The sequence below is a fragment of the Pseudomonas sp. B33.4 genome, assembly GCF_034555375.1.
Taxonomy (GTDB): domain Bacteria; phylum Pseudomonadota; class Gammaproteobacteria; order Pseudomonadales; family Pseudomonadaceae; genus Aquipseudomonas.
On sequence record NZ_CP140706.1, the window covers coordinates 80,838 to 97,641 of the forward strand.

Below are 16,804 nucleotides of genomic sequence, written 5' to 3' on the forward strand. Positions count from 1 at the left end.
CGCCGAAACTTAACTCAAACTGAATCAAACGCTCTAGAACGTGTGTTCCAGGTCACAAAAAACGTGACTGGGTGATTTCGGCGGAAGGATTCCGACCCCTCAACCATAGGCCAATTGTCGCTAAATCAACGACATCTGGCGACCCGGCGGACAGAAGGCTGTGCAATCGAGGTTGTAGCCTTCGCGATGATTCAGACCAAGGCGTTTAATCGCCTTCGCAAACCGCTGAGCCAACAGATCGGCAAACACTCCTTCGCCGCGCATGCGTGCGCTAAAACGACTGTCGTACAGCTCGCCGCCACGGCTCTGACGGATCAGGCTCAAGACATGCGCCGCCCGTTGCGGATAGTGCGCCTGCAGCCATTCTTCGAACAGCGGCGCCACTTCCAGCGGTAGACGCAACATCATGTAGGCGGCACTTTGCGCGCCGGCGGCGTGGGCCTCGTTGAGCAGGTTTTCGATCTCGCTGTCGTTGATCATCGGAATCATCGGCGAACACAGCACACCGACCGGAATCCCCGCCTCGCGCATCACTCGAATAGCGCGCAATCGCGCCTTGGGCGCCGCCGCGCGCGGTTCGAGGATGCGTTTGAGCTCGTCATCGAGCGTGGTCAGGCTGATCATCACCGCGACCAACCGTTGCTGCGCCAGTTCGGTGAGCAGGTCGAGGTCGCGCAGGATCAGCGAGCCCTTGGTGACGATGGTTACCGGATGCCTGTAACGCAGCAGCACTTCGAGGGTCTGGCGGGTGATTTTGTGTTCGCGTTCGATTGGCTGATACGGGTCGGTGTTGGAACCCAGATTGATCGGCGCGCATTGATAGCCTTTTTTTCCGAGCTGTTCTTCCAGCACTTGGGCGGCGTTGGTCTTGGCGATCAGCCTGGTTTCGAAATCCAGCCCCGGCGACATGTCCCAATAGGCGTGGCTGGGCCGTGCGTAGCAATAGATGCAGCCATGTTCGCAGCCGCGATAAGGATTGATCGAGCGGTCGAAAGGCAGATCCGGTGAAGTGTTGCGGGTGATGATGGTTTTTGCGGTTTCGATCATCACCTCGGTGCCTTGCGTCAGCGGCACTTCCTGATACCAGCCGTCATCCTCGGCCACCGAGCGGTTCGGCGCGAAGCGGTTATGCGGGTTGCTGGCGGTGCCGCGACCGCGTGGCGGGAGAGCGTTGATCATTGGGTGGGCTCCTGATCTGTATATGCATACAGTACCTGAGCGTGCTCGGTGTGATCCAGTACCGTTCAGCGATGGGGCTTTGAATTCTAGAGTTTATATAGAGGTGCAAAGGCTAAATACAACCCGAGATACATATGCTCGATTGTCGCGACAAGTTATCGAATATAGTCTTGGCCACTTCCATCGGCACTTGTCCGATAATTAAATTAAAAGGATTTAATTCATGTCTTTTCTCAATCAGCGTGGCGTTTTTATGCAACTGATGCTGCCCAATGCATCGGAGCCCAATACCATTGTTTCGATGCAACTTGCGCGCAAGGAGTTGGGCTGGAACGCCGAGCAGGAACTGCCGACCGAGACTCTGGTTGACTCGATCTACGTGGTGGCGGTGTCCAGCGACCGTGGCAAGACCTTCACTATCCGCACCAACAAGAAAGATGTCGACGGTGATGGCGATATTGATAACGATGACAAGGCGAAGTTGATTGCGCTGGCCAAGGCTTATGTAAGTATTGTTAATCCTTGAGATCGAAGTTTGTTGCGATATACGTATATTAAAAAACCCTGCATGAACGGTTCATGCAGGGTTTCTGTTTTTAATGATGTTCGGTTACCTGGCCAAGATCATCAGTGGACGTTGTTTTCATATCGTCGCTGCGTAACTCCGCAACTTCTTTGGCGCTGACCGGCGCGCCTTTGTTGCCCCAACTGCCCCGAATGAAACTCACCACATCCGCCACTTCCTGATCCGACAGGCGCCAGGCGAAGCCCGGCATGGTGAACGTCGATGGTGCGGTGTGCGTCGCCGGCAACGTACCGCCCTTGAGCACGATGTGGATCAGTGAAGTCGGGTCTTCCGATTGCAGCACCGGATTACCCGCCAGCGCCGGGAACACCCGGGTATAACCGTGGCCATCGGTGCGGTGGCACGCCGCGCAGTTGTCGATGTACACGGCAGCGCCACGCTGACTGTCATCGCCGTTCCACAGGGCTTTCGCCGCTGTCTCGTCGTACTGATGCGGCTGATCGTTCGGATCAGTGGCCGGCAACGACTTGAGGTAGCGGGCAATTGCGGTCAGGTCGGCATCGGTCATGTATTGCATGCTGTGGGTGACCACATCACTCATGCCGCCGAACACCGCGCTGCGATCGCTGCGACCGGTCTTTAGGAACTGCACCAGTTGCTCTTCGCTCCAGCCGCCGAGGCCATCCTTGTGATCGCCGCGCAGGCTTTTGGCGATCCAGCCTTCCAGCGGCGCACTGCCGGCGAGGAAGGTTGTACCGTCAGCGGCGCTCAGGGATTTCTCCTGCATGGTCAGCGCACGTGGCGTATGGCAGGCGCCGCAATGACCGAGGCCTTCGACCAGATACGCGCCACGATCGATCACCGGGTCGGCACTCGTCGCTTGGTAATCCTCGACCTTCGGCGCAAACATCCAGCGCCAGCCCATCAGCGGCCAGCGCATGCTGAGTGGCCACGGAATATCGCTGGCCTTGTTCTCTTGCGCCACCGGTTCGACGCCGTGCATGAAGTACGCGTACAGCGCTTGCATGTCGGTTTCGCTGACACGCGCGTAGGACGGATACGGCATCGCCGGGTACAACGTACTACCGTTTTTGGCGACGCCATGGCGTACGGCCTGATCGAAGTCTTCGAAGCTGTATTCGCCGACGCCGGTCTTGTCCGGAGTGATGTTGGTCGAGTAAATGGTGCCGATCGGGGTTTCCATCGGCAGGCCACCGGCAAACGGTTTGCCGCCCTTGGCGGTGTGGCACGCCACGCAGTCACCGGCGCGGGCCAGATATTCGCCCTGTTTGATCAGACTTTGATCAACGTCGGCCGCATGAATGGAGGCACTGCCGAGCAGCGCCAGGGTCGCGATAACGAGATTTTTCATGGTCATCGCTCCTTAAGCCTGAACCAGCGGGCCGGGGTTTTTCAGGTATTGCTCGCGGATCGCCTTCGCCGACCAATAGGTCAGTGCCGCAACCAGCCCGGTCGGGTTGTAACCGAGGCCTTGCGGGAACGCCGAGGCGCCCGGAACGAAGACGTTGTGCACGTCCCAGCTCTGCAAGTAGCGGTTCAGCGCGCTCTTCTTCGGATCGGTGCCCATGATCGCGCCACCGTTGAGGTGGGTGGTCTGGTATGACGCGGTGTTGAAGTGGTCGCCGACTTTCTTGCCGATCACCGCGATGGCTTTCGGGCCCATCGCTTCGGCGACCTTGCCCATTTTCTCGACCATGAAGCGGTTCATCTTGATGTCGTTTTCCTGCCAGTCGAAGGTCATTCGCAGCAACGGCAAACCGTAAGCGTCGCGGTACACCGGATCGAGATCGAGGTAGTTGCCACGGTAGGACTGATGCGCGCCGTGGGCGTCCATCGATACCTGGTGGGTGTAGTAATCGGCGGTCGCACGTTTCCAGTCACTGCCCCACGCCGGGGTGCCCGGCGGGTTCGAGGTGCCGGCAATCGGCCGGCTGCCGGCCTGATTGACCCACATCGGCGAGCCACCGACGAAGCCGTGCGGGCCGTGGTCGAAGTTGTCGGCGTTGAAATCGTCCAGCGCCACACCGTTGCCGCCGGCGCCGATGAAGTTGTTGGTGTGGGTGTCCTTGTCGAAGAACGCCTTGATGGTCGCCATGTTCTGGTAGGCGAAGTTACGCCCGACCACGCCTTTGCCCGTGATCGGGTCGTATGGCTTGCCGATCCCGGAGAGCAGCATCAAGCGCACGTTGTGCAACTGAAACGCGCCGAGGATCACCAGATCCGCCGGTTGCTCGATCTCGCGGCCCTGAGCGTCGATGTAGGTGACGCCAGTGGCTTTGCTTTTCGTACTGTCGAGGTTGATGCGCAGCACGTGGGCGTTGGCGCGCAACTCGAAATTCGGCAGCGGTTTCAACGCCGGCAGAATGTTCACGTTTGGCGAAGCCTTGGAATACATGTAGCAGACATAACCGCTGCAGAAACCGCAGAAGTTGCACGGGCCCATCTGTGCGCCGTAAGGGTTGGTGTACGGCCCGGAGGTGTTTGCCGAAGGCAGGTTGTAGGGTTTGTAACCGACCTCTGTTGCCGCTTTGCCGAACAGCTGTGCGGACACGGTGTTCTTCTGCGCTTCCAGCGGGAACGGGTTGGAGCGATCCGGTGCGTACGGGTTGCCGCCCTTGCCCTGACCGACCAATTGACCTTTCACCGTCCAGGCCTGACCCGAAGTCCCGAAGACTTTTTCAGCGAAATCGAAGAACGGCTCCAGCTCTTCATAGCTGACGCCGAAGTCCTGGATGGTCATGTCCTTGGGGATGAAGCTTTTGCCGTAGCGCTCTTCGTAGTGGCTGCGCATGCGCAACTCGATCGGGTCGACCCGAAAGTGCACGCCCGACCAGTGCAGGCCAGCACCACCGACGCCGTTGCCCGGCAGGAACGCGCCCAACTGGCGGTTCGGCAGAGCAATGTCGTTGACGCTGTGGCGAATGGTCACGGTCTCTTTGGAGATGTCCTGAAAGAGTTTTTTGCGCACGCTGTAGGTGAGCTCGTCGATCACCTGCGGATAGTTGCCGTCGGGGTAGGTGTCCTGCATCGGCCCGCGCTCCAGCGCCAGCACGTTAAGACCCGCTTCGGTCAGCTCCTTGGCCATGATCGCGCCCGTCCAGCCGAAACCGACGATGACTGCGTCAACCTTCTTCATTACCGTTGCCATGCTTACGCCCTCTCGCCGCGAATCGAAACTGCCGGGAAGGGGTATTGCTCGTTGCGTTCCACCCAATCCATGAAATCGGCGCGGGCGCCGGGGAAGCCGATCATGGTCCAGCCGACCATGCCTTTGTTGCCACCGTGGATCGGGTCGCAGAAGAACCCTTCCTTGGTGTTTTGCAGCAGCAGGTTGAAGAAAATCTTCGCCGGAACCGCGTCGAATTGCGGTTTGCCGGCTTCGAGTTGCTTGAGCAAATCGTCTCGGGTAGCGCTGTCTTGCTCAGCAAATACTTTACCGTTGAGGGATTTTGCCCACTGATCCGTGGCGGCGATGCCGAGGCGATAGATCTCTTTGGGCACCAGTTTGCTCTGCCAACCCATCTCGGGTGCGGCGTCGGCATTGAACGGGCCTTGCATGTACCAAAGGGCACCGGCGGCGTACGGCGTGTTCATCTGCCGGTCGATGTATTCCGGCACGCCGGCTTCGAGCGCACCCGGGCCTTGGGCATCGTTGGGGATCAACTGCGCGACGGCGGCATTGATGAACGCCCATTCTTCGGCGGTGAAGTAGTTCGGCTGATACACGCCGGCTTCAGCGCGAGCGGGTTGCGCGACCGGTGCCGCAGGCGCGGCTTCGGGTGCTGCTTGCAGGACGCTGCTGCCCAGGCTGGTGCCAGCCAGGGTGACCACCGGAATCAGGGTCAGGGATTTGCGCAAAAACTCACGCCGCGGGTTGTCTCGATCTTCATCAGACATGGGGGTGCACCTCATCAGGCATTAGGGGACAGCCGTTTCTGCGAACGGCTTGAGGATTTTTCGTTGAGACGGATCCGGTCTGCCCCCAAAAATGGGGACGCGTCTGCAACATGATGTGACAAATGGTAGCAGGCTAAGCTTCCGGATGAACCGATTCAGCGGAAAAAAGACCGGTTTTCTTAACTGCAATGGTTGAAAGCGTGTGGATTCACGATTCTTTGACAGGCGCCTCACAGGGCTTTGACCGCGTAACGCCGAAGCTGCGTTTCCCTCATTGATGAATCCCGAAACGGTCACCCCAGCATGTCCCGAGTGCGTTTTTTCCCTGCTTTGTGTTTATCGTTTCTAGCGCTGTTGTACTGGCTGCCGGCCCACGCTGCGACGCCAGCGACAGCCCGGCCCACTGATTGGGCGCAACCGGTCGAAGTGCAATACAACCTGTTCCAGATGTCGCCGACGCTCTATCGCAGCGCCTTGCCCGATGGCGGCGCAGTACCTTTGCTGAAAAATCTCAAAGTCGCCACGGTGATCGACTTCCTTCCGGAAGCGGACAGCAGCTGGTTGTCCGAACCGGGCATCAACCAAGTGCAATTGCCTTACCGCACCAACCATGTCGATGACGCCGATGTGCTCAAGACACTGCGCGCGATTCAGTCCGCCGAAGCCAACGGTCCGGTGTTGATGCATTGCAAACACGGCTCCGACCGCACCGGCCTGATGGCTGCGATGTATCGGGTGGTGGTGCAGGGCTGGAGCAAAGAAGATGCCTTGAGCGAGATGACCCAGGGTGGTTTTGGTGAGAGTGGGCACTTTCGCGACAGCGTGCGTTACGTGATGCAGGCCGATGTCGACAAGCTGCGCACGGCGCTGGCCAATGGTGATTGCAGCACCAGCGCGTTCGCTACCTGCTCGATGAAAAGCTGGTTTCAGTCGGTCAATCTGAAGTAGTCGCGACCTTCCACGACATTGCGTCGTGGAAGGTTTTCAGCAACGACTCAGTCTTCGGACTTTTTCTTCAGCTTCGGATTCGGGAAGAACTGCACTGCCTGCACGGTTTTGTCTGGTGCAGGTTTGTTCAGCGCGCTGGTGTTGACCCGCGTGCCCAGCTCTTTCGGCACCGACAGCCCTTGCTCGTTGAGCGTGTCGGAGTAACCGCAAGCCACACACTCACGATGCGGCACGCTGTCTTCGTTCCACATCATCAACTTGTCCGGCTCGCTGCATGCCGGGCACACAGCCCCGGCGATAAAGCGTTTCTTGGTAATCACAGGCGCCTCACTCATGCTGCCGCGTCCTCACCCAGGCCGCTGTGGCGCAACAGTGCGTCAATCGACGGCTCACGGCCACGGAAGTCGACGAACAGCACCATCGGTGCCTGCGAACCGCCGCGCGCCAGAATCGCTTCACGGAAGGCGCGACCGGTTTCTGCGTTGAGCACGCCGTCTTCTTCGAATTTCGAGAAGGCATCGGCCGACAGCACTTCAGCCCACTTGTAGCTGTAGTAACCCGCCGCGTAACCGCCGGCGAAGATGTGCGCGAAGCTGTTGGGGAAGCGGTTGTAGGCCGGTGGGCGCATGACAGAAACTTCGTCACGCACGCCTTCGAGCACCTGCGCAACGCTGCGACCATCACCGTGGGTGGCGTGCAGTTCGAAGTCGAACAGCGAGAACTCCAGCTGACGGACCATCATCAGGCCGGACTGGAAGTTTTTCGCCGCGAGCATTTTTTCCAGCAGGTCCTGCGGCAGCGGCTCGCCGCTTTCGTAATGACCGGAAATCAGCGCGAGACCTTCCGGTTCCCAGCACCAGTTTTCCATGAATTGGCTTGGCAGCTCGACCGCGTCCCACGCCACGCCGTTGATGCCGGAAACACCGGCGTGATCAACGCGGGTCAGCAGGTGATGCAGGCCATGACCGAACTCGTGGAACAGCGTGGTCACTTCATCGTGGGTCAGCAGCGCAGGCTTGCCGCTGTCGGCCGGGGTGAAGTTGCACACCAGATTGGCCACCGGGCTTTGCAGCACGCCGTCGACGGTGCGGCGACGGTCACGGGCGCCGTCCATCCAGGCACCGCCACGCTTGTTGGCGCGGGCGTAGAGGTCGAAGAAGAAGCGGCCGACGTGCTGGCCGTTTTCCTGGATCTCGAACAGGCGAACGTCCGAGTGCCAGGTGTCGAAGCCTTTCTGTTCGGCGATTTCGATGCCGTACAGACGCTGAACAATGGCAAACAGACCGCCCAGCACTTTGTCGATCGGAAAGTAGGCGCGCAGGGTTTCCTGAGCAACGCTGTAACGTTGTTCACGCAGCTTCTCGCCGTAGAAACCGCTGTCCCAGCTTTGCAGATCGGCGCAGCCCTGTTCGGCGGCGTAAGCGCGCAGCTGTTGCAGATCCTGGGCGGCGAACGGCTTGCTGCGCTTGGCCAGATCACGGAGGAAGCTCAGCACCTGATCGCTGGATTCAGCCATTTTCGTGGCCAGGCTAAGCTCGGAGAAGCTGGCAAAGCCCAACAGTCTGGCCAGTTCCCGACGCAGGTCGAGGATCTCTTCCATCACCGGGCCGTTGTCGTTCTGGCCGGCGTTCGGGCCTTGATCCGAGGCGCGGGTGCAGTAGGCGGCGTAGACTTCTTCACGCAGTGTGCGGTCTTGCGCGTAGGTCATCACCGCGTAGTAGCTCGGGAATTCCAGAGTGATCAGCCAGCCATCGAGGCCTTTGGCCTGTGCGGCGGCCGCCATTTGCGCCTTGGCCGAGTCGGTCAGGCCGGCGAGGTCGGCTTCGTCGCTGACGTGTTTGGTCCACGCCTGAGTGGCGTCGAGCAGTTGATTGGAGAAGCGGCTGCCCAGCTCGGACAGTTTGCTTTGCACTTCGGCGTAGCGTTTCTGTTCGGCTTCCGGCAAGTCGATACCCGACAGACGGAAGTCGCGCAGGGCGTGTTCCAGAATAGTCTTTTGCGCCACGTCGAAACCGCCGGCTTCCGGGCTGTTGGCCAGTGCTTCATAAGCCTGGAACAGCTCGCGGTTCTGGCCCATCTCGGTGGAGTAGGCGCTCAAGGCTGGCAGGCACGACTCGTAGGCTTCGCGCAGTTCGGCACTGTTGCACACGGCATTGAGGTGGCTGACCGGGCTCCAGGCAGCGCCGAGGCGATCATTGAGTTCGTCCATCGCCAATACCAGGCCGGCCCAGGTCGGGTTCTGAACCTGAGTCTTGAGGATTTCGGCAATGGCGGCGCGGTTGTCGGCCAGGATCGTTTCGATGGCGGGCAGGACGTGTTCGGCACGGATCGTGGAGAACGGTGGCAGGTCATAGGACTGCAGCAGAGGGTTGTTCACGCTCACGGTTGGCACCTTGGCTGGGGAAACATTGCCCCATCTTAATTACAATCGGCATTCACCGCAGCTATCGGCGACAGAGAGAGAAATTATCGTGTCCGTTCGCAAGTACCAGAATCACACCCCGCGCTTGAGCAAAGGCGCGTTTGTCGACGGCTCGGCGGTGGTTATCGGCGACGTCGAAATCGGCGAAGACAGCTCCGTATGGCCGCTGACCGTGATCCGCGGCGACATGCACCGCATTCGCATCGGTGCGCGCACCAGCGTGCAAGACGGCTGCGTGCTGCACATCACCCACGCCGGCCCGTTCAACCCGGACGGTTTCCCGCTGCTGATCGGCGATGACGTGACCATCGCCCACAAAGTCATGTTGCACGGCTGCAGCGTTGGCAGTCGCGTGTTGATCGGCATGGGCAGCATTGTCATGGACGGTGCGGTGGTCGAGGACGATGTGATCATCGGCGCCGGCAGCCTGGTGCCGCCGGGCAAGCGTCTTCAAAGTGGCTTCCTCTATGTGGGTAGCCCGGTGAAGCAGGTGCGTCCGCTCACCGACAAGGAAAAAGCCTTCTTCACCTACAGCGCGGCGAACTACGTGAAACTCAAGGATCTGCATCTGGCCGAAGGCTACGACACACTCTGAATCGAATTTGCGACTGCTCAGGACTTCCCATGCATTACCAAACCGTACTGTTCGACCTCGATGGCACCCTGACCGACCCGCGGGAGGGCATCACCCGATCCATCCAGTTTGCCCTCGCCAAACTCGGTATTGATGAGCCAGACCTGACCAAACTCGAACACTTCATCGGCCCGCCGCTGTTGCAGGCGTTCATGCAGTTCTACGATTTTGATGAAGCCAAGGCATGGCAGGCGGTGAATTTCTATCGCGAGCGTTTCAAGGTCACCGGCCTGTATGAAAACCGTATGTTCGACGGCGTTACGCCGTTGCTGGAAACCTTGAGCGGGCAAGGGCGGCAGCTGTATATCGCCACTTCGAAGCCGTGGGAATTTGCCCGCGAGATTGCCCGGCATTTTGATTTCGCCCGGCATTTCAAGGTGATCTACGGCAGCGAGCTGGATGGCACGCGGACCAACAAGGTCGAGTTGATTGCGCATCTGATGAAAGAAGAAGGGCTGGATCCGGCGAACACGCTGATGATCGGCGATCGCAAGCATGACCTGATCGGGGCGCGCAGCAACGGGCTGGATGCGGCGGCGGTCGGTTATGGGTTTGGCAGTTTTGAAGAGTTGAATGCCGAGGCGCCGGCTTATCACTTTGAAACGCTGGACGCGTTGCATCAGGCGTTTCTGCGGCGCTGATGAAATAGCTTTCGCGAGCAGGCTCGCTCCCACACTGGATTTGTATACGGCGCAAATCCCCTGTGGGAGCGAGCCTGCTCGCGAAGGGGCCTGTTAGGTCCCAGGTTGTTCCAGTGCTTTCAGTGCCGCCTTACGCTCAGCCACCGGCAACCCACCCAACCGCTCAACCTCAGCATAAAACCTCCCCCAATCCCCCCCGACCTTTTTGAACAACGCCGCAAACGCCGGCACCCACTGGTCATACAGTCCAAACGGCAGCAACCGCGCGTTGTTCAGCGGCGCATTCACCCAGCCGTCATAGCGCTTGTCTCCAGCCCACTGACTGTCCCTCATCACCCGATAATCCCGGCGAAACTGCTCGAACTCCGCCGCTTTGCGTTCGCGCATCTGCTCAATCGGCAATGGCTGCGCGTAAAGCTTTTCCAGCCGTGAGCGGGTCTGGAGTACCAACCCAATAAACTGATCACGCTGCTGCAACCGTGAATCGGTATCCGCCGACAACCCGCGAAACGCTCGCCACTGCCGCGTGCCTTCCTGCTCGACAAACGTGGCGAAGGACTCGTTGAATTCTGTGTCGTCCTTTACATAGAAGCGTTGGTGCGCCAGTTCATGAAAGATCAGCGTGGCCAGGCGTTCATCGCCCCAGCCCATCATTGTGTTGATGATCGGGTCATTGAACCAGCCGAGCGTCGAATAGGCCTCGACGCCGCCAATCGATACATCCATGCCCTGCAATCGCTGGATTGCCGCCTCACCGCGCGCGGCGCTCTGGCTGTAGTAACCGCGATAGGCCACACACCCGGCAATCGGGAAGCAATGGTTTTGCGGCGTCAGGGAGAACTCTGAAGTGGCGAATACATTCCACACCACAAACGGCCGGCCGATGTCGGCGTACAGGCGATAGCTCTGGTTGTCCGGCAGGTGCAGATGCTCGCTGGCAAAAGCGCGGGCCTTCTGCGATTGCGCCAAGTGCTTGCGTAGTGTCGCGTCGCGGCTCGGGTCGGCAATGACTTTTTCCACCGGCTCGCGCGCCCGCAGCAATTGCAACTGGCCGCTAGCCAGCTGCCCGTAATAGCTGACGCTGGCGCAACCGTTGAGCAACAAAAACAACACACCTGGAAACAAAACCCGAAAAACGCGATCAAGTAACCCAAGGCTTGGAAACGGCCTGCTCAAAATAAGAAATCCCCCGGAGAGTCTGCCCGCAAGACTATCCCGCCTTAAGGAGCACCGCTATGCGCATATTGATGCTGTCAGGAGGCCTGCTGACGCTGGCCGGTTGTGCCAATTTCGGAATGCCCGACCCCGACCCTTCGCAAGCCTGGATCGAGCTTGATGCCCGGCAACAGGACACGACGTTGCAAGCGCTAAAGGTCGATAGCAGCGTGAGCGACGACAAACGCTATTTCGAAGTGCAGCCCGGCAGCCATGAACTGAGGGTGCGTTATCAGTTTCCGGTGGCAGCGACCAACATCGGTCCTGACGCTGAGCCGTTGTGGCGCGATTGCCAATTGAACGTGAAATTCAAGGACTTCAATGCCGGCCAGCGTTATCAGTTGCAGGCTGGCAGCATTGGTTTTCGGCCATGGGCGAAGCTCTATGACGAGCAGCGCAGAGTGGTAGGCCAAGGCACGCCGGCAGGCTGTCAGAGCAGCTGATCGGCGCTATGCTGAATATTCAGATCTGTGGATATCCATCATGCGCCCGTTGCTGTTGTTGCTCGTTGCCAGTCTTGTGGCCGGTTGTCAGACGCCGTTGCCACCGGTCGATCCGCACATGGCCTGGGTCGACTTCTCAACACCCACCCCGGGCGGCAAGCTGTTGATGGCCGAACGGCTGGATAATCAACGCCTGGACGACGGGCGTTTTTTCCAGGTTACGCCCGGCAGTCATGAGCTGCGCGTACGCTTTGATTTCGAAGTGTTTGGCGGTGGTGGTGCATTGATGACCGGCCCGGTGGAACGGTTGTGTTACATGTACATCCGCTACGACCATTTCGAGGCCGGCCAGCGTTACACGCTGGAGGGCCGTTCGCTGGCGTTCACCCCGAGTGCCCGGCTCTACAACGCCAAGCGCGAAATCGTTGCCGAGGATTACGACTACAACTGCATTATCTGAGGTGACTCAGCTGTCGTTCTTCTGGTAGATGATTTTCTTGCGACCATAGTCGCAAGTGCCGACAACCATGGCGATATCGTGTTTTGCAGCCTCTTTCTTGCTGACGATTTCCAGCGTGTAGGAGGGCACGGCTTTGGCCTGAATCTTCACTTCGATTTCTTTCTTCAGTTCCTCGCAGTCTTTGGGTGCCGCAATTACCGAGGTGGCCAGTGCACTGCAGAGGATCGCCAAGCCAATACGTTTCATGAGTGAAGCTCCCTGAGGCAGCGCGCACGGGTGTGCGCTGAAGCTGCTGTCATTTATTCGACCACATTTTTACAGCGGGGGTTCTGACTTCGCTCACAACTTGTATGTTTGGTTTCAGACCTGTGTCGATTGCAAAATCGCCTTCGCGAGCAAGCTCGCTCCCACATTGGTCCTGCTGCACAGGTTCATTGTGGGAGCGAGCTTGCTCGCGAAGGTGTCAGATCAGACAACACAGAATCAGCTGACCAGCGAAGCCTCAAGCGTAATCTTCGCATTCAGCACTTTCGACACCGGGCACCCTTCCTTGGCCTTGTTGCTCAGCTCTTCGAACTGCGCCTGCGTCGCCCCGGGGATTTTCGCCTTGAGGATCAGTTTCACCGCGGTGATCGCGAACCCGCCCTCTACCTGATCGAGCGTGACTTCAGCCTGAGTATCAATGCTGTCAGCCTTCAAGCCCGCATCGCCAAGAATCATCGAAAACGCCATGGAGAAACAGCCGGCATGCGCCGCGCCGATCAATTCTTCCGGGTTGGTGCCCTTGCCGCCCTCAAAGCGCGCCTTGAAGCCGTACGGAGCTTCTCTGAGAACGCCGGTTTCGGTGGAAATCGAGCCGATACCGGTTTTCAGATCACCTGCCCAATGTGCGGATGCTTTCTTCACGATAGCCATGTTTTCCTCCTCAGTCTCTGGCGCGGAAACGCCGCGTCGTCGTGGTTTTTGCTTGCAAGGCTTCTGAGGATAGACGCCGGAACAAAGTTCAGCCCGGTTGAATCGTTGACTTTTTTAGTAGGAAATTTCGACTCTGCTATTGAAACTCGGGTATATGCCCTCATTGCACAAAACACGCTTATGAATTCGGCAGGTTTTCGTTCGCAAGAAAAACCTGCCTCCTCACTCGGAGACGCAGGTTTATGAAGCAACTGTCCGACGTAAAATTTTCCACCCTCGATCTGGTGCCGGTGCGCGAGAACGGCAGCCCGGCGCAGTCGCTGCGCAATTCGCTGGACCTGGCACAGCACGTCGAGAAATTCGGCTACACGCGGTTCTGGGTGGCCGAACACCACAACATGGACGGCATCGCCAGCTCGGCGACGTCTGTGCTGCTCGGTTATCTGGCCGGCGGTACTTCGACCATTCGTGTCGGCTCTGGCGGCGTAATGCTGCCCAACCATGCGCCGCTGGTGATCGCCGAGCAGTTCGGCACGCTGGAAAGCCTGTATCCGGGGCGGATTGACCTCGGCCTGGGCCGCGCACCGGGTTCTGACCAAATGACCGCGCGTGCTTTGCGCCGTGAGCGCTCCGGCAGCGCTGATGATTTCCCCGAAGACGTTGCCGAACTGGTGCGCTACCTCGGTCCGCGTACCCCGGACCAGCGCGTGATCGCGATGCCTGGCACCGGCACCAATGTGCCGATCTGGCTGCTCGGTTCCAGCCTGTTCAGCGCGCAATTAGCCGGTGAGCGCGGTTTGCCGTATGCCTTCGCCTCGCATTTCGCCCCGCGCTTCATGCACGAGGCGATTCGCGTCTATCGCAATCACTTCAAGCCTTCGGCGGTGCTCGACAAGCCGTATGTGATGCTCGGTGTGCCGCTGGTGGCGGCGGATACCGATGAACAAGCCGACTATCTGGCGACGTCGGTGTATCAGCGCATTCTTGCGCTGATGCGCGGGCAAAGCCTGGTGCAGCGTCCGCCAGTGAAAACCATGGATGGCCTGTGGCTGCCACATGAGCGTGAGGCAGTGGGGGATTTCCTGGGGCTGGCGATGGTGGGGAGTCCGCAGAAGATCCGCGCCAAGCTGGAAGTGCTGGTTGAGCAGACCCAGGCGGATGAGCTGATTTTCACCAGTGATCTGTATGAGCATGCTGATCGGGTGCATTCGTACGAGTTGCTGGCGCAGGTGATGAAGGGCTGAAAAGCCGAAAGGCACCCTCACCCTAGCCCTCTCCCGGAGGGAGAGGGGACTGACCGGGTTGAATGTTCGAGATACATCGAACTGAAAAATCGAGTCGAACTCACGGTCTGAACAGCCCCCGATCTGCTCCCTCTCCCCCTCGCCCCCCTTGGGGGAGAGGGCTGGGGTGAGGGGGTTCGATTTCAAATCCACAAAAATCTCAAATCCCGGACACAAAAAAGCCGACGCCTTCACGTCGGCTTTTGCATTTCAGGCCCGTTCAACCGCGCTTGTAGACGATTTCCTTGGAGCCAGCTTCGCAGGTGCCAACGACCTTGGCGCCTGCATCTGCACCCTTATCAACAATCTCCAGCGAATACCCGGAAACGCCCTTGGCATCCAGCTTCGCCGCAATCTCGCTTTTCAGCTCTTCACATGGCTTACCGGCAGCAAACGCACCACCCGCAAGGCTCAACAAACCTACTGCCAACATGAACTTCTTCATCGGTCGCACTCCCTGGTCGGATTAAAAGAGGCGGGCATCGAGCGATCACCCGATGCACTCACCCTGTAGCGCTTTGCCATTCCTATGGCACTCGGCCAGCGCGCAAGTTCAGAAGACTAGACCAAACTCAGCTGCTGGCAATGCGGAAGCCGACTTTCAGCGTTACCTGAAAGTGCGCAGCCTTGCCGTCCTTGATGTGGCCACGGGTGTCGACCACTTCAAACCACTCAAGATGCTTGATGCTCTTGTTGGCTTCGGCCAGCGCGTTGTTGATGGCATCTTCAATGCTGCTGGCGGACGAACCGACCAGCTCGACTTTCTTGTACGTGTGATGGTCACTCATAACGATCTCCTTGGCGTGTGGATTTGAGACTAGCAGTGAATCTGCACTGTTGATTTCGGTGGCGGCGCGCAAGCGAAGTTCAGATTTTCTGCACTTTCTCAAACCGCTGAAGTCCCAACCAACACACGCCACTCATCACCAATGCAGGAGAGCCACCATGGCCAACACCTCTTTACGTAAAGCCTCGTTGCAAAGCATGGAAGCCGAGATCGAGAGTCTGCTCAAATCGTTGGAAAGCTTGAAGGACGACGCTTCGGACGAGTCGCGCAAGACCCTCAAGGCGCTGAAAAGCAATGCCGAAAGTGCGCTGAAACATTCACGTCACTTGCTCAGCGATGCCTATGAAGAAGTCAAAGTGAAAACCCGCGAAACCGGGATCGCCACCCGCGACTACGCGCAGGAACATCCGTGGACGACTGCCGGTGTCGCGGTCGGTGCAATCGGTCTGCTCGCCGCTTACTTGCTGTTCAAGCGCGGCGAGTGATCGCTCTGGCGCAGCTCATTCTTGAGCCATTGCGCCAGTTGCCGAGCGCGTCCGTCTGCGGCGCGCTTGGGTAGCCACAACGCCAGTTGCGCCGGGGTTTCACAGAAGCCCCATGGCGCAACCAGGCGACCGGCCTTCAAATCTTCTGTTACCAGCGGCTCCGGCGCGATTGCTACGCCCAGACCTGCGACTGCTGCTTCCAGCAAGTAATACAAATGCTCGAAACCTTGCCCCAATTTCAATGCTTTGGCATCGAGGTGGTTTTGCTGTGTCCAGCTTGGCCAGGCTTGTGGGCGGGAAGTAGTGTGCAGCAGCGGTTCATCGAGCAGCGCTGAGGCTGGCGCTGTTTGCAGGCGCTGATAGCCGCTGAACAGCGGACTCATCACTGGGCCGATGCGTTCTGCGGCGAGTTCGTAGACCTGCATGTCTGCTGGCCACGGTGGCTCGGCGAATAGCAGCAAGGCATCCAGTCCGGGGCGACGGGGATCAAGATCGCCTTCTCCCGCCGACAGGTGCAGACGCAAATCCGGCAGATCGGCATTCAATCGCCCCAAGCGTGGAATAAACCAGCGTGCCAGCAGGCTTCCGGAGCAACCCAGCACAAACGGTGCATCCGCCGTGCTTTGCGTCAATTCGGCACAAACACTGCGCAACCGGTCAAACGCCTCACCGCTGGCATCGCGTAAACGCATGCCGGCACCTGTGAGTTTCAAGCCGCGCCCGTCCTTGACGAACAAACTGATTCCCAAGTGCTCTTCCAGCACCTTGAGCTGACGACTGACCGCGCCATGGGTAACGTGCAGCTGCTCGGCAGCTTGACTGACACTGTTCAGCCGGGCGGTGGCTTCGAACGCGCGCAAGGCATTCAACGGGGGAAGGTCATGGCTCATGGTATCTGTGAGTTTTCCTGACAGGTTGTGGCGATCTTATCGGTTTTCAGCGTAGTAG

The 16,804-nt window shown here is 58.9% G+C and carries 20 protein-coding genes; 8 read left to right on the forward strand and 12 right to left on the reverse strand.

Annotated elements, in window-relative coordinates; translation table 11 throughout:
* Window positions 1-120 precede the first annotated feature (120 nt).
* Window positions 121-1,179, reverse strand: coding sequence for a PA0069 family radical SAM protein (locus tag U6037_RS00395; RefSeq protein ID WP_322845431.1), 1,059 nt, complete (start codon window positions 1,177-1,179; stop codon window positions 121-123).
* 223 nt (window positions 1,180-1,402) lie between these two features.
* On the opposite strand from U6037_RS00395, the gene U6037_RS00400 reads away from it, so the two are divergent.
* A complete protein-coding gene (locus tag U6037_RS00400; RefSeq protein WP_322845432.1) occupies window positions 1,403-1,705 on the forward strand; it encodes a hypothetical protein in 303 nt (100 codons plus the stop codon).
* A gap of 70 nt (window positions 1,706-1,775) precedes the next feature.
* On the opposite strand, the gene U6037_RS00405 is transcribed toward U6037_RS00400, so the two are convergent.
* From U6037_RS00405 to U6037_RS00415, 3 genes are read right to left on the reverse strand one after another with little or no spacing between them, the layout of a single operon-like run.
* Window positions 1,776-3,077, reverse strand: a complete 1,302-nt coding sequence (locus U6037_RS00405; protein WP_322845433.1) for a cytochrome c — start codon at window positions 3,075-3,077, stop codon at window positions 1,776-1,778.
* A gap of 12 nt (window positions 3,078-3,089) precedes the next feature.
* Window positions 3,090-4,874, reverse strand: coding sequence for a GMC family oxidoreductase (locus U6037_RS00410; RefSeq protein ID WP_322845434.1), 1,785 nt, complete (start codon window positions 4,872-4,874; stop codon window positions 3,090-3,092).
* A 2-nt stretch (window positions 4,875-4,876) separates the two neighbouring features.
* On the reverse strand, window positions 4,877-5,623 hold the full coding sequence (locus U6037_RS00415; protein WP_322845435.1) for a gluconate 2-dehydrogenase subunit 3 family protein: 747 nt from the start codon (window positions 5,621-5,623) through the stop codon (window positions 4,877-4,879).
* 303 nt (window positions 5,624-5,926) lie between these two features.
* On the opposite strand from U6037_RS00415, the gene U6037_RS00420 reads away from it, so the two are divergent.
* Window positions 5,927-6,571, forward strand: a complete 645-nt coding sequence (locus U6037_RS00420) for a tyrosine-protein phosphatase (RefSeq protein ID WP_322845436.1) — start codon at window positions 5,927-5,929, stop codon at window positions 6,569-6,571.
* Window positions 6,572-6,618: 47 nt separating this feature from the next.
* Here U6037_RS00420 and U6037_RS00425 read toward each other — a convergent pair whose 3' ends face one another.
* Window positions 6,619-6,906: a YheV family putative zinc ribbon protein gene (locus tag U6037_RS00425; protein WP_007911710.1), complete on the reverse strand. Its 288-nt coding sequence runs from the start codon at window positions 6,904-6,906 to the stop codon at window positions 6,619-6,621.
* Entirely contained in the window at window positions 6,903-8,954 is a 2,052-nt protein-coding gene (gene prlC / locus U6037_RS00430; RefSeq protein ID WP_322845437.1) for an oligopeptidase A, read from the reverse strand. Before prlC ends, U6037_RS00425 begins: the two co-directional genes overlap by 4 nt.
* 88 nt (window positions 8,955-9,042) lie before the next feature.
* Between prlC and U6037_RS00435 the strand changes: the two genes are divergently transcribed.
* Entirely contained in the window at window positions 9,043-9,588 is a 546-nt protein-coding gene (locus tag U6037_RS00435; protein ID WP_322845438.1) for a gamma carbonic anhydrase family protein, read from the forward strand.
* 29 nt (window positions 9,589-9,617) lie between these two features.
* Window positions 9,618-10,268, forward strand: coding sequence for an HAD family hydrolase (locus tag U6037_RS00440; protein ID WP_322845439.1), 651 nt, complete (start codon window positions 9,618-9,620; stop codon window positions 10,266-10,268).
* Window positions 10,269-10,361: 93 nt separating this feature from the next.
* On the opposite strand, the gene U6037_RS00445 is transcribed toward U6037_RS00440, so the two are convergent.
* Window positions 10,362-11,444: an aminopeptidase gene (locus U6037_RS00445; RefSeq protein ID WP_322845440.1), complete on the reverse strand. Its 1,083-nt coding sequence runs from the start codon at window positions 11,442-11,444 to the stop codon at window positions 10,362-10,364.
* A 59-nt stretch (window positions 11,445-11,503) separates the two neighbouring features.
* Here U6037_RS00445 and U6037_RS00450 point away from each other — a divergent pair, with 59 nt between their 5' ends.
* A complete protein-coding gene (locus U6037_RS00450; RefSeq protein WP_322845441.1) occupies window positions 11,504-11,926 on the forward strand; it encodes a hypothetical protein in 423 nt (140 codons plus the stop codon).
* 40 nt (window positions 11,927-11,966) lie between these two features.
* Complete coding sequence (locus U6037_RS00455) at window positions 11,967-12,386, forward strand: hypothetical protein (RefSeq protein ID WP_322845442.1); 420 nt, start codon at window positions 11,967-11,969, stop codon at window positions 12,384-12,386.
* Window positions 12,387-12,392: 6 nt separating this feature from the next.
* Here U6037_RS00455 and U6037_RS00460 read toward each other — a convergent pair whose 3' ends face one another.
* On the reverse strand, window positions 12,393-12,632 hold the full coding sequence (locus tag U6037_RS00460) for a DUF1161 domain-containing protein (RefSeq protein WP_093429479.1): 240 nt from the start codon (window positions 12,630-12,632) through the stop codon (window positions 12,393-12,395).
* 237 nt (window positions 12,633-12,869) lie between these two features.
* Window positions 12,870-13,301, reverse strand: coding sequence for an OsmC family protein (locus U6037_RS00465; RefSeq protein WP_322845443.1), 432 nt, complete (start codon window positions 13,299-13,301; stop codon window positions 12,870-12,872).
* Between the two features lie 242 nt (window positions 13,302-13,543).
* On the opposite strand from U6037_RS00465, the gene U6037_RS00470 reads away from it, so the two are divergent.
* Complete coding sequence (locus U6037_RS00470) at window positions 13,544-14,545, forward strand: LLM class flavin-dependent oxidoreductase (protein WP_034152274.1); 1,002 nt, start codon at window positions 13,544-13,546, stop codon at window positions 14,543-14,545.
* Window positions 14,546-14,804: 259 nt separating this feature from the next.
* On the opposite strand, the gene U6037_RS00475 is transcribed toward U6037_RS00470, so the two are convergent.
* Entirely contained in the window at window positions 14,805-15,029 is a 225-nt protein-coding gene (locus U6037_RS00475; protein ID WP_322845444.1) for a DUF1161 domain-containing protein, read from the reverse strand.
* A gap of 127 nt (window positions 15,030-15,156) precedes the next feature.
* The gene (locus U6037_RS00480; protein WP_007911688.1) at window positions 15,157-15,372 is read right to left on the reverse strand and encodes a dodecin; all 216 of its coding nucleotides are present in this window, start codon (window positions 15,370-15,372) and stop codon (window positions 15,157-15,159) included.
* Between the two features lie 157 nt (window positions 15,373-15,529).
* Between U6037_RS00480 and U6037_RS00485 the strand changes: the two genes are divergently transcribed.
* Complete coding sequence (locus U6037_RS00485; RefSeq protein ID WP_007911686.1) at window positions 15,530-15,856, forward strand: DUF883 family protein; 327 nt, start codon at window positions 15,530-15,532, stop codon at window positions 15,854-15,856.
* Here U6037_RS00485 and U6037_RS00490 read toward each other — a convergent pair.
* Complete coding sequence (locus tag U6037_RS00490) at window positions 15,829-16,746, reverse strand: LysR family transcriptional regulator (RefSeq protein WP_322845445.1); 918 nt, start codon at window positions 16,744-16,746, stop codon at window positions 15,829-15,831. The two genes, U6037_RS00485 and U6037_RS00490, sit on opposite strands and share 28 nt — an antisense overlap.
* Between the last annotated feature and the right edge of the window lie 58 nt (window positions 16,747-16,804).

Bases quoted from the DNA above. Each gene is read 5' to 3' on its own strand.
- U6037_RS00395 (WP_322845431.1), bottom strand. From the start codon at position 1,179: ATGATCAACGCTCTCCCGCCACGCGGTCGCGGCACCGCCAGCAACCCG.
- U6037_RS00400 (WP_322845432.1), top strand. From the start codon at position 1,403: ATGTCTTTTCTCAATCAGCGTGGCGTTTTTATGCAACTGATGCTGCCC.
- U6037_RS00405 (WP_322845433.1), bottom strand. From the start codon at position 3,077: ATGAAAAATCTCGTTATCGCGACCCTGGCGCTGCTCGGCAGTGCCTCC.
- U6037_RS00410 (WP_322845434.1), bottom strand. From the start codon at position 4,874: ATGGCAACGGTAATGAAGAAGGTTGACGCAGTCATCGTCGGTTTCGGC.
- U6037_RS00415 (WP_322845435.1), bottom strand. From the start codon at position 5,623: ATGTCTGATGAAGATCGAGACAACCCGCGGCGTGAGTTTTTGCGCAAA.
- U6037_RS00420 (WP_322845436.1), top strand. From the start codon at position 5,927: ATGTCCCGAGTGCGTTTTTTCCCTGCTTTGTGTTTATCGTTTCTAGCG.
- U6037_RS00425 (WP_007911710.1), bottom strand. From the start codon at position 6,906: ATGAGTGAGGCGCCTGTGATTACCAAGAAACGCTTTATCGCCGGGGCT.
- U6037_RS00440 (WP_322845439.1), top strand. From the start codon at position 9,618: ATGCATTACCAAACCGTACTGTTCGACCTCGATGGCACCCTGACCGAC.
- U6037_RS00450 (WP_322845441.1), top strand. From the start codon at position 11,504: ATGCGCATATTGATGCTGTCAGGAGGCCTGCTGACGCTGGCCGGTTGT.
- U6037_RS00455 (WP_322845442.1), top strand. From the start codon at position 11,967: ATGCGCCCGTTGCTGTTGTTGCTCGTTGCCAGTCTTGTGGCCGGTTGT.
- U6037_RS00460 (WP_093429479.1), bottom strand. From the start codon at position 12,632: ATGAAACGTATTGGCTTGGCGATCCTCTGCAGTGCACTGGCCACCTCG.
- U6037_RS00465 (WP_322845443.1), bottom strand. From the start codon at position 13,301: ATGGCTATCGTGAAGAAAGCATCCGCACATTGGGCAGGTGATCTGAAA.
- U6037_RS00470 (WP_034152274.1), top strand. From the start codon at position 13,544: ATGAAGCAACTGTCCGACGTAAAATTTTCCACCCTCGATCTGGTGCCG.
- U6037_RS00475 (WP_322845444.1), bottom strand. From the start codon at position 15,029: ATGAAGAAGTTCATGTTGGCAGTAGGTTTGTTGAGCCTTGCGGGTGGT.
- U6037_RS00480 (WP_007911688.1), bottom strand. From the start codon at position 15,372: ATGAGTGACCATCACACGTACAAGAAAGTCGAGCTGGTCGGTTCGTCC.
- U6037_RS00485 (WP_007911686.1), top strand. From the start codon at position 15,530: ATGGCCAACACCTCTTTACGTAAAGCCTCGTTGCAAAGCATGGAAGCC.
- U6037_RS00490 (WP_322845445.1), bottom strand. From the start codon at position 16,746: ATGAGCCATGACCTTCCCCCGTTGAATGCCTTGCGCGCGTTCGAAGCC.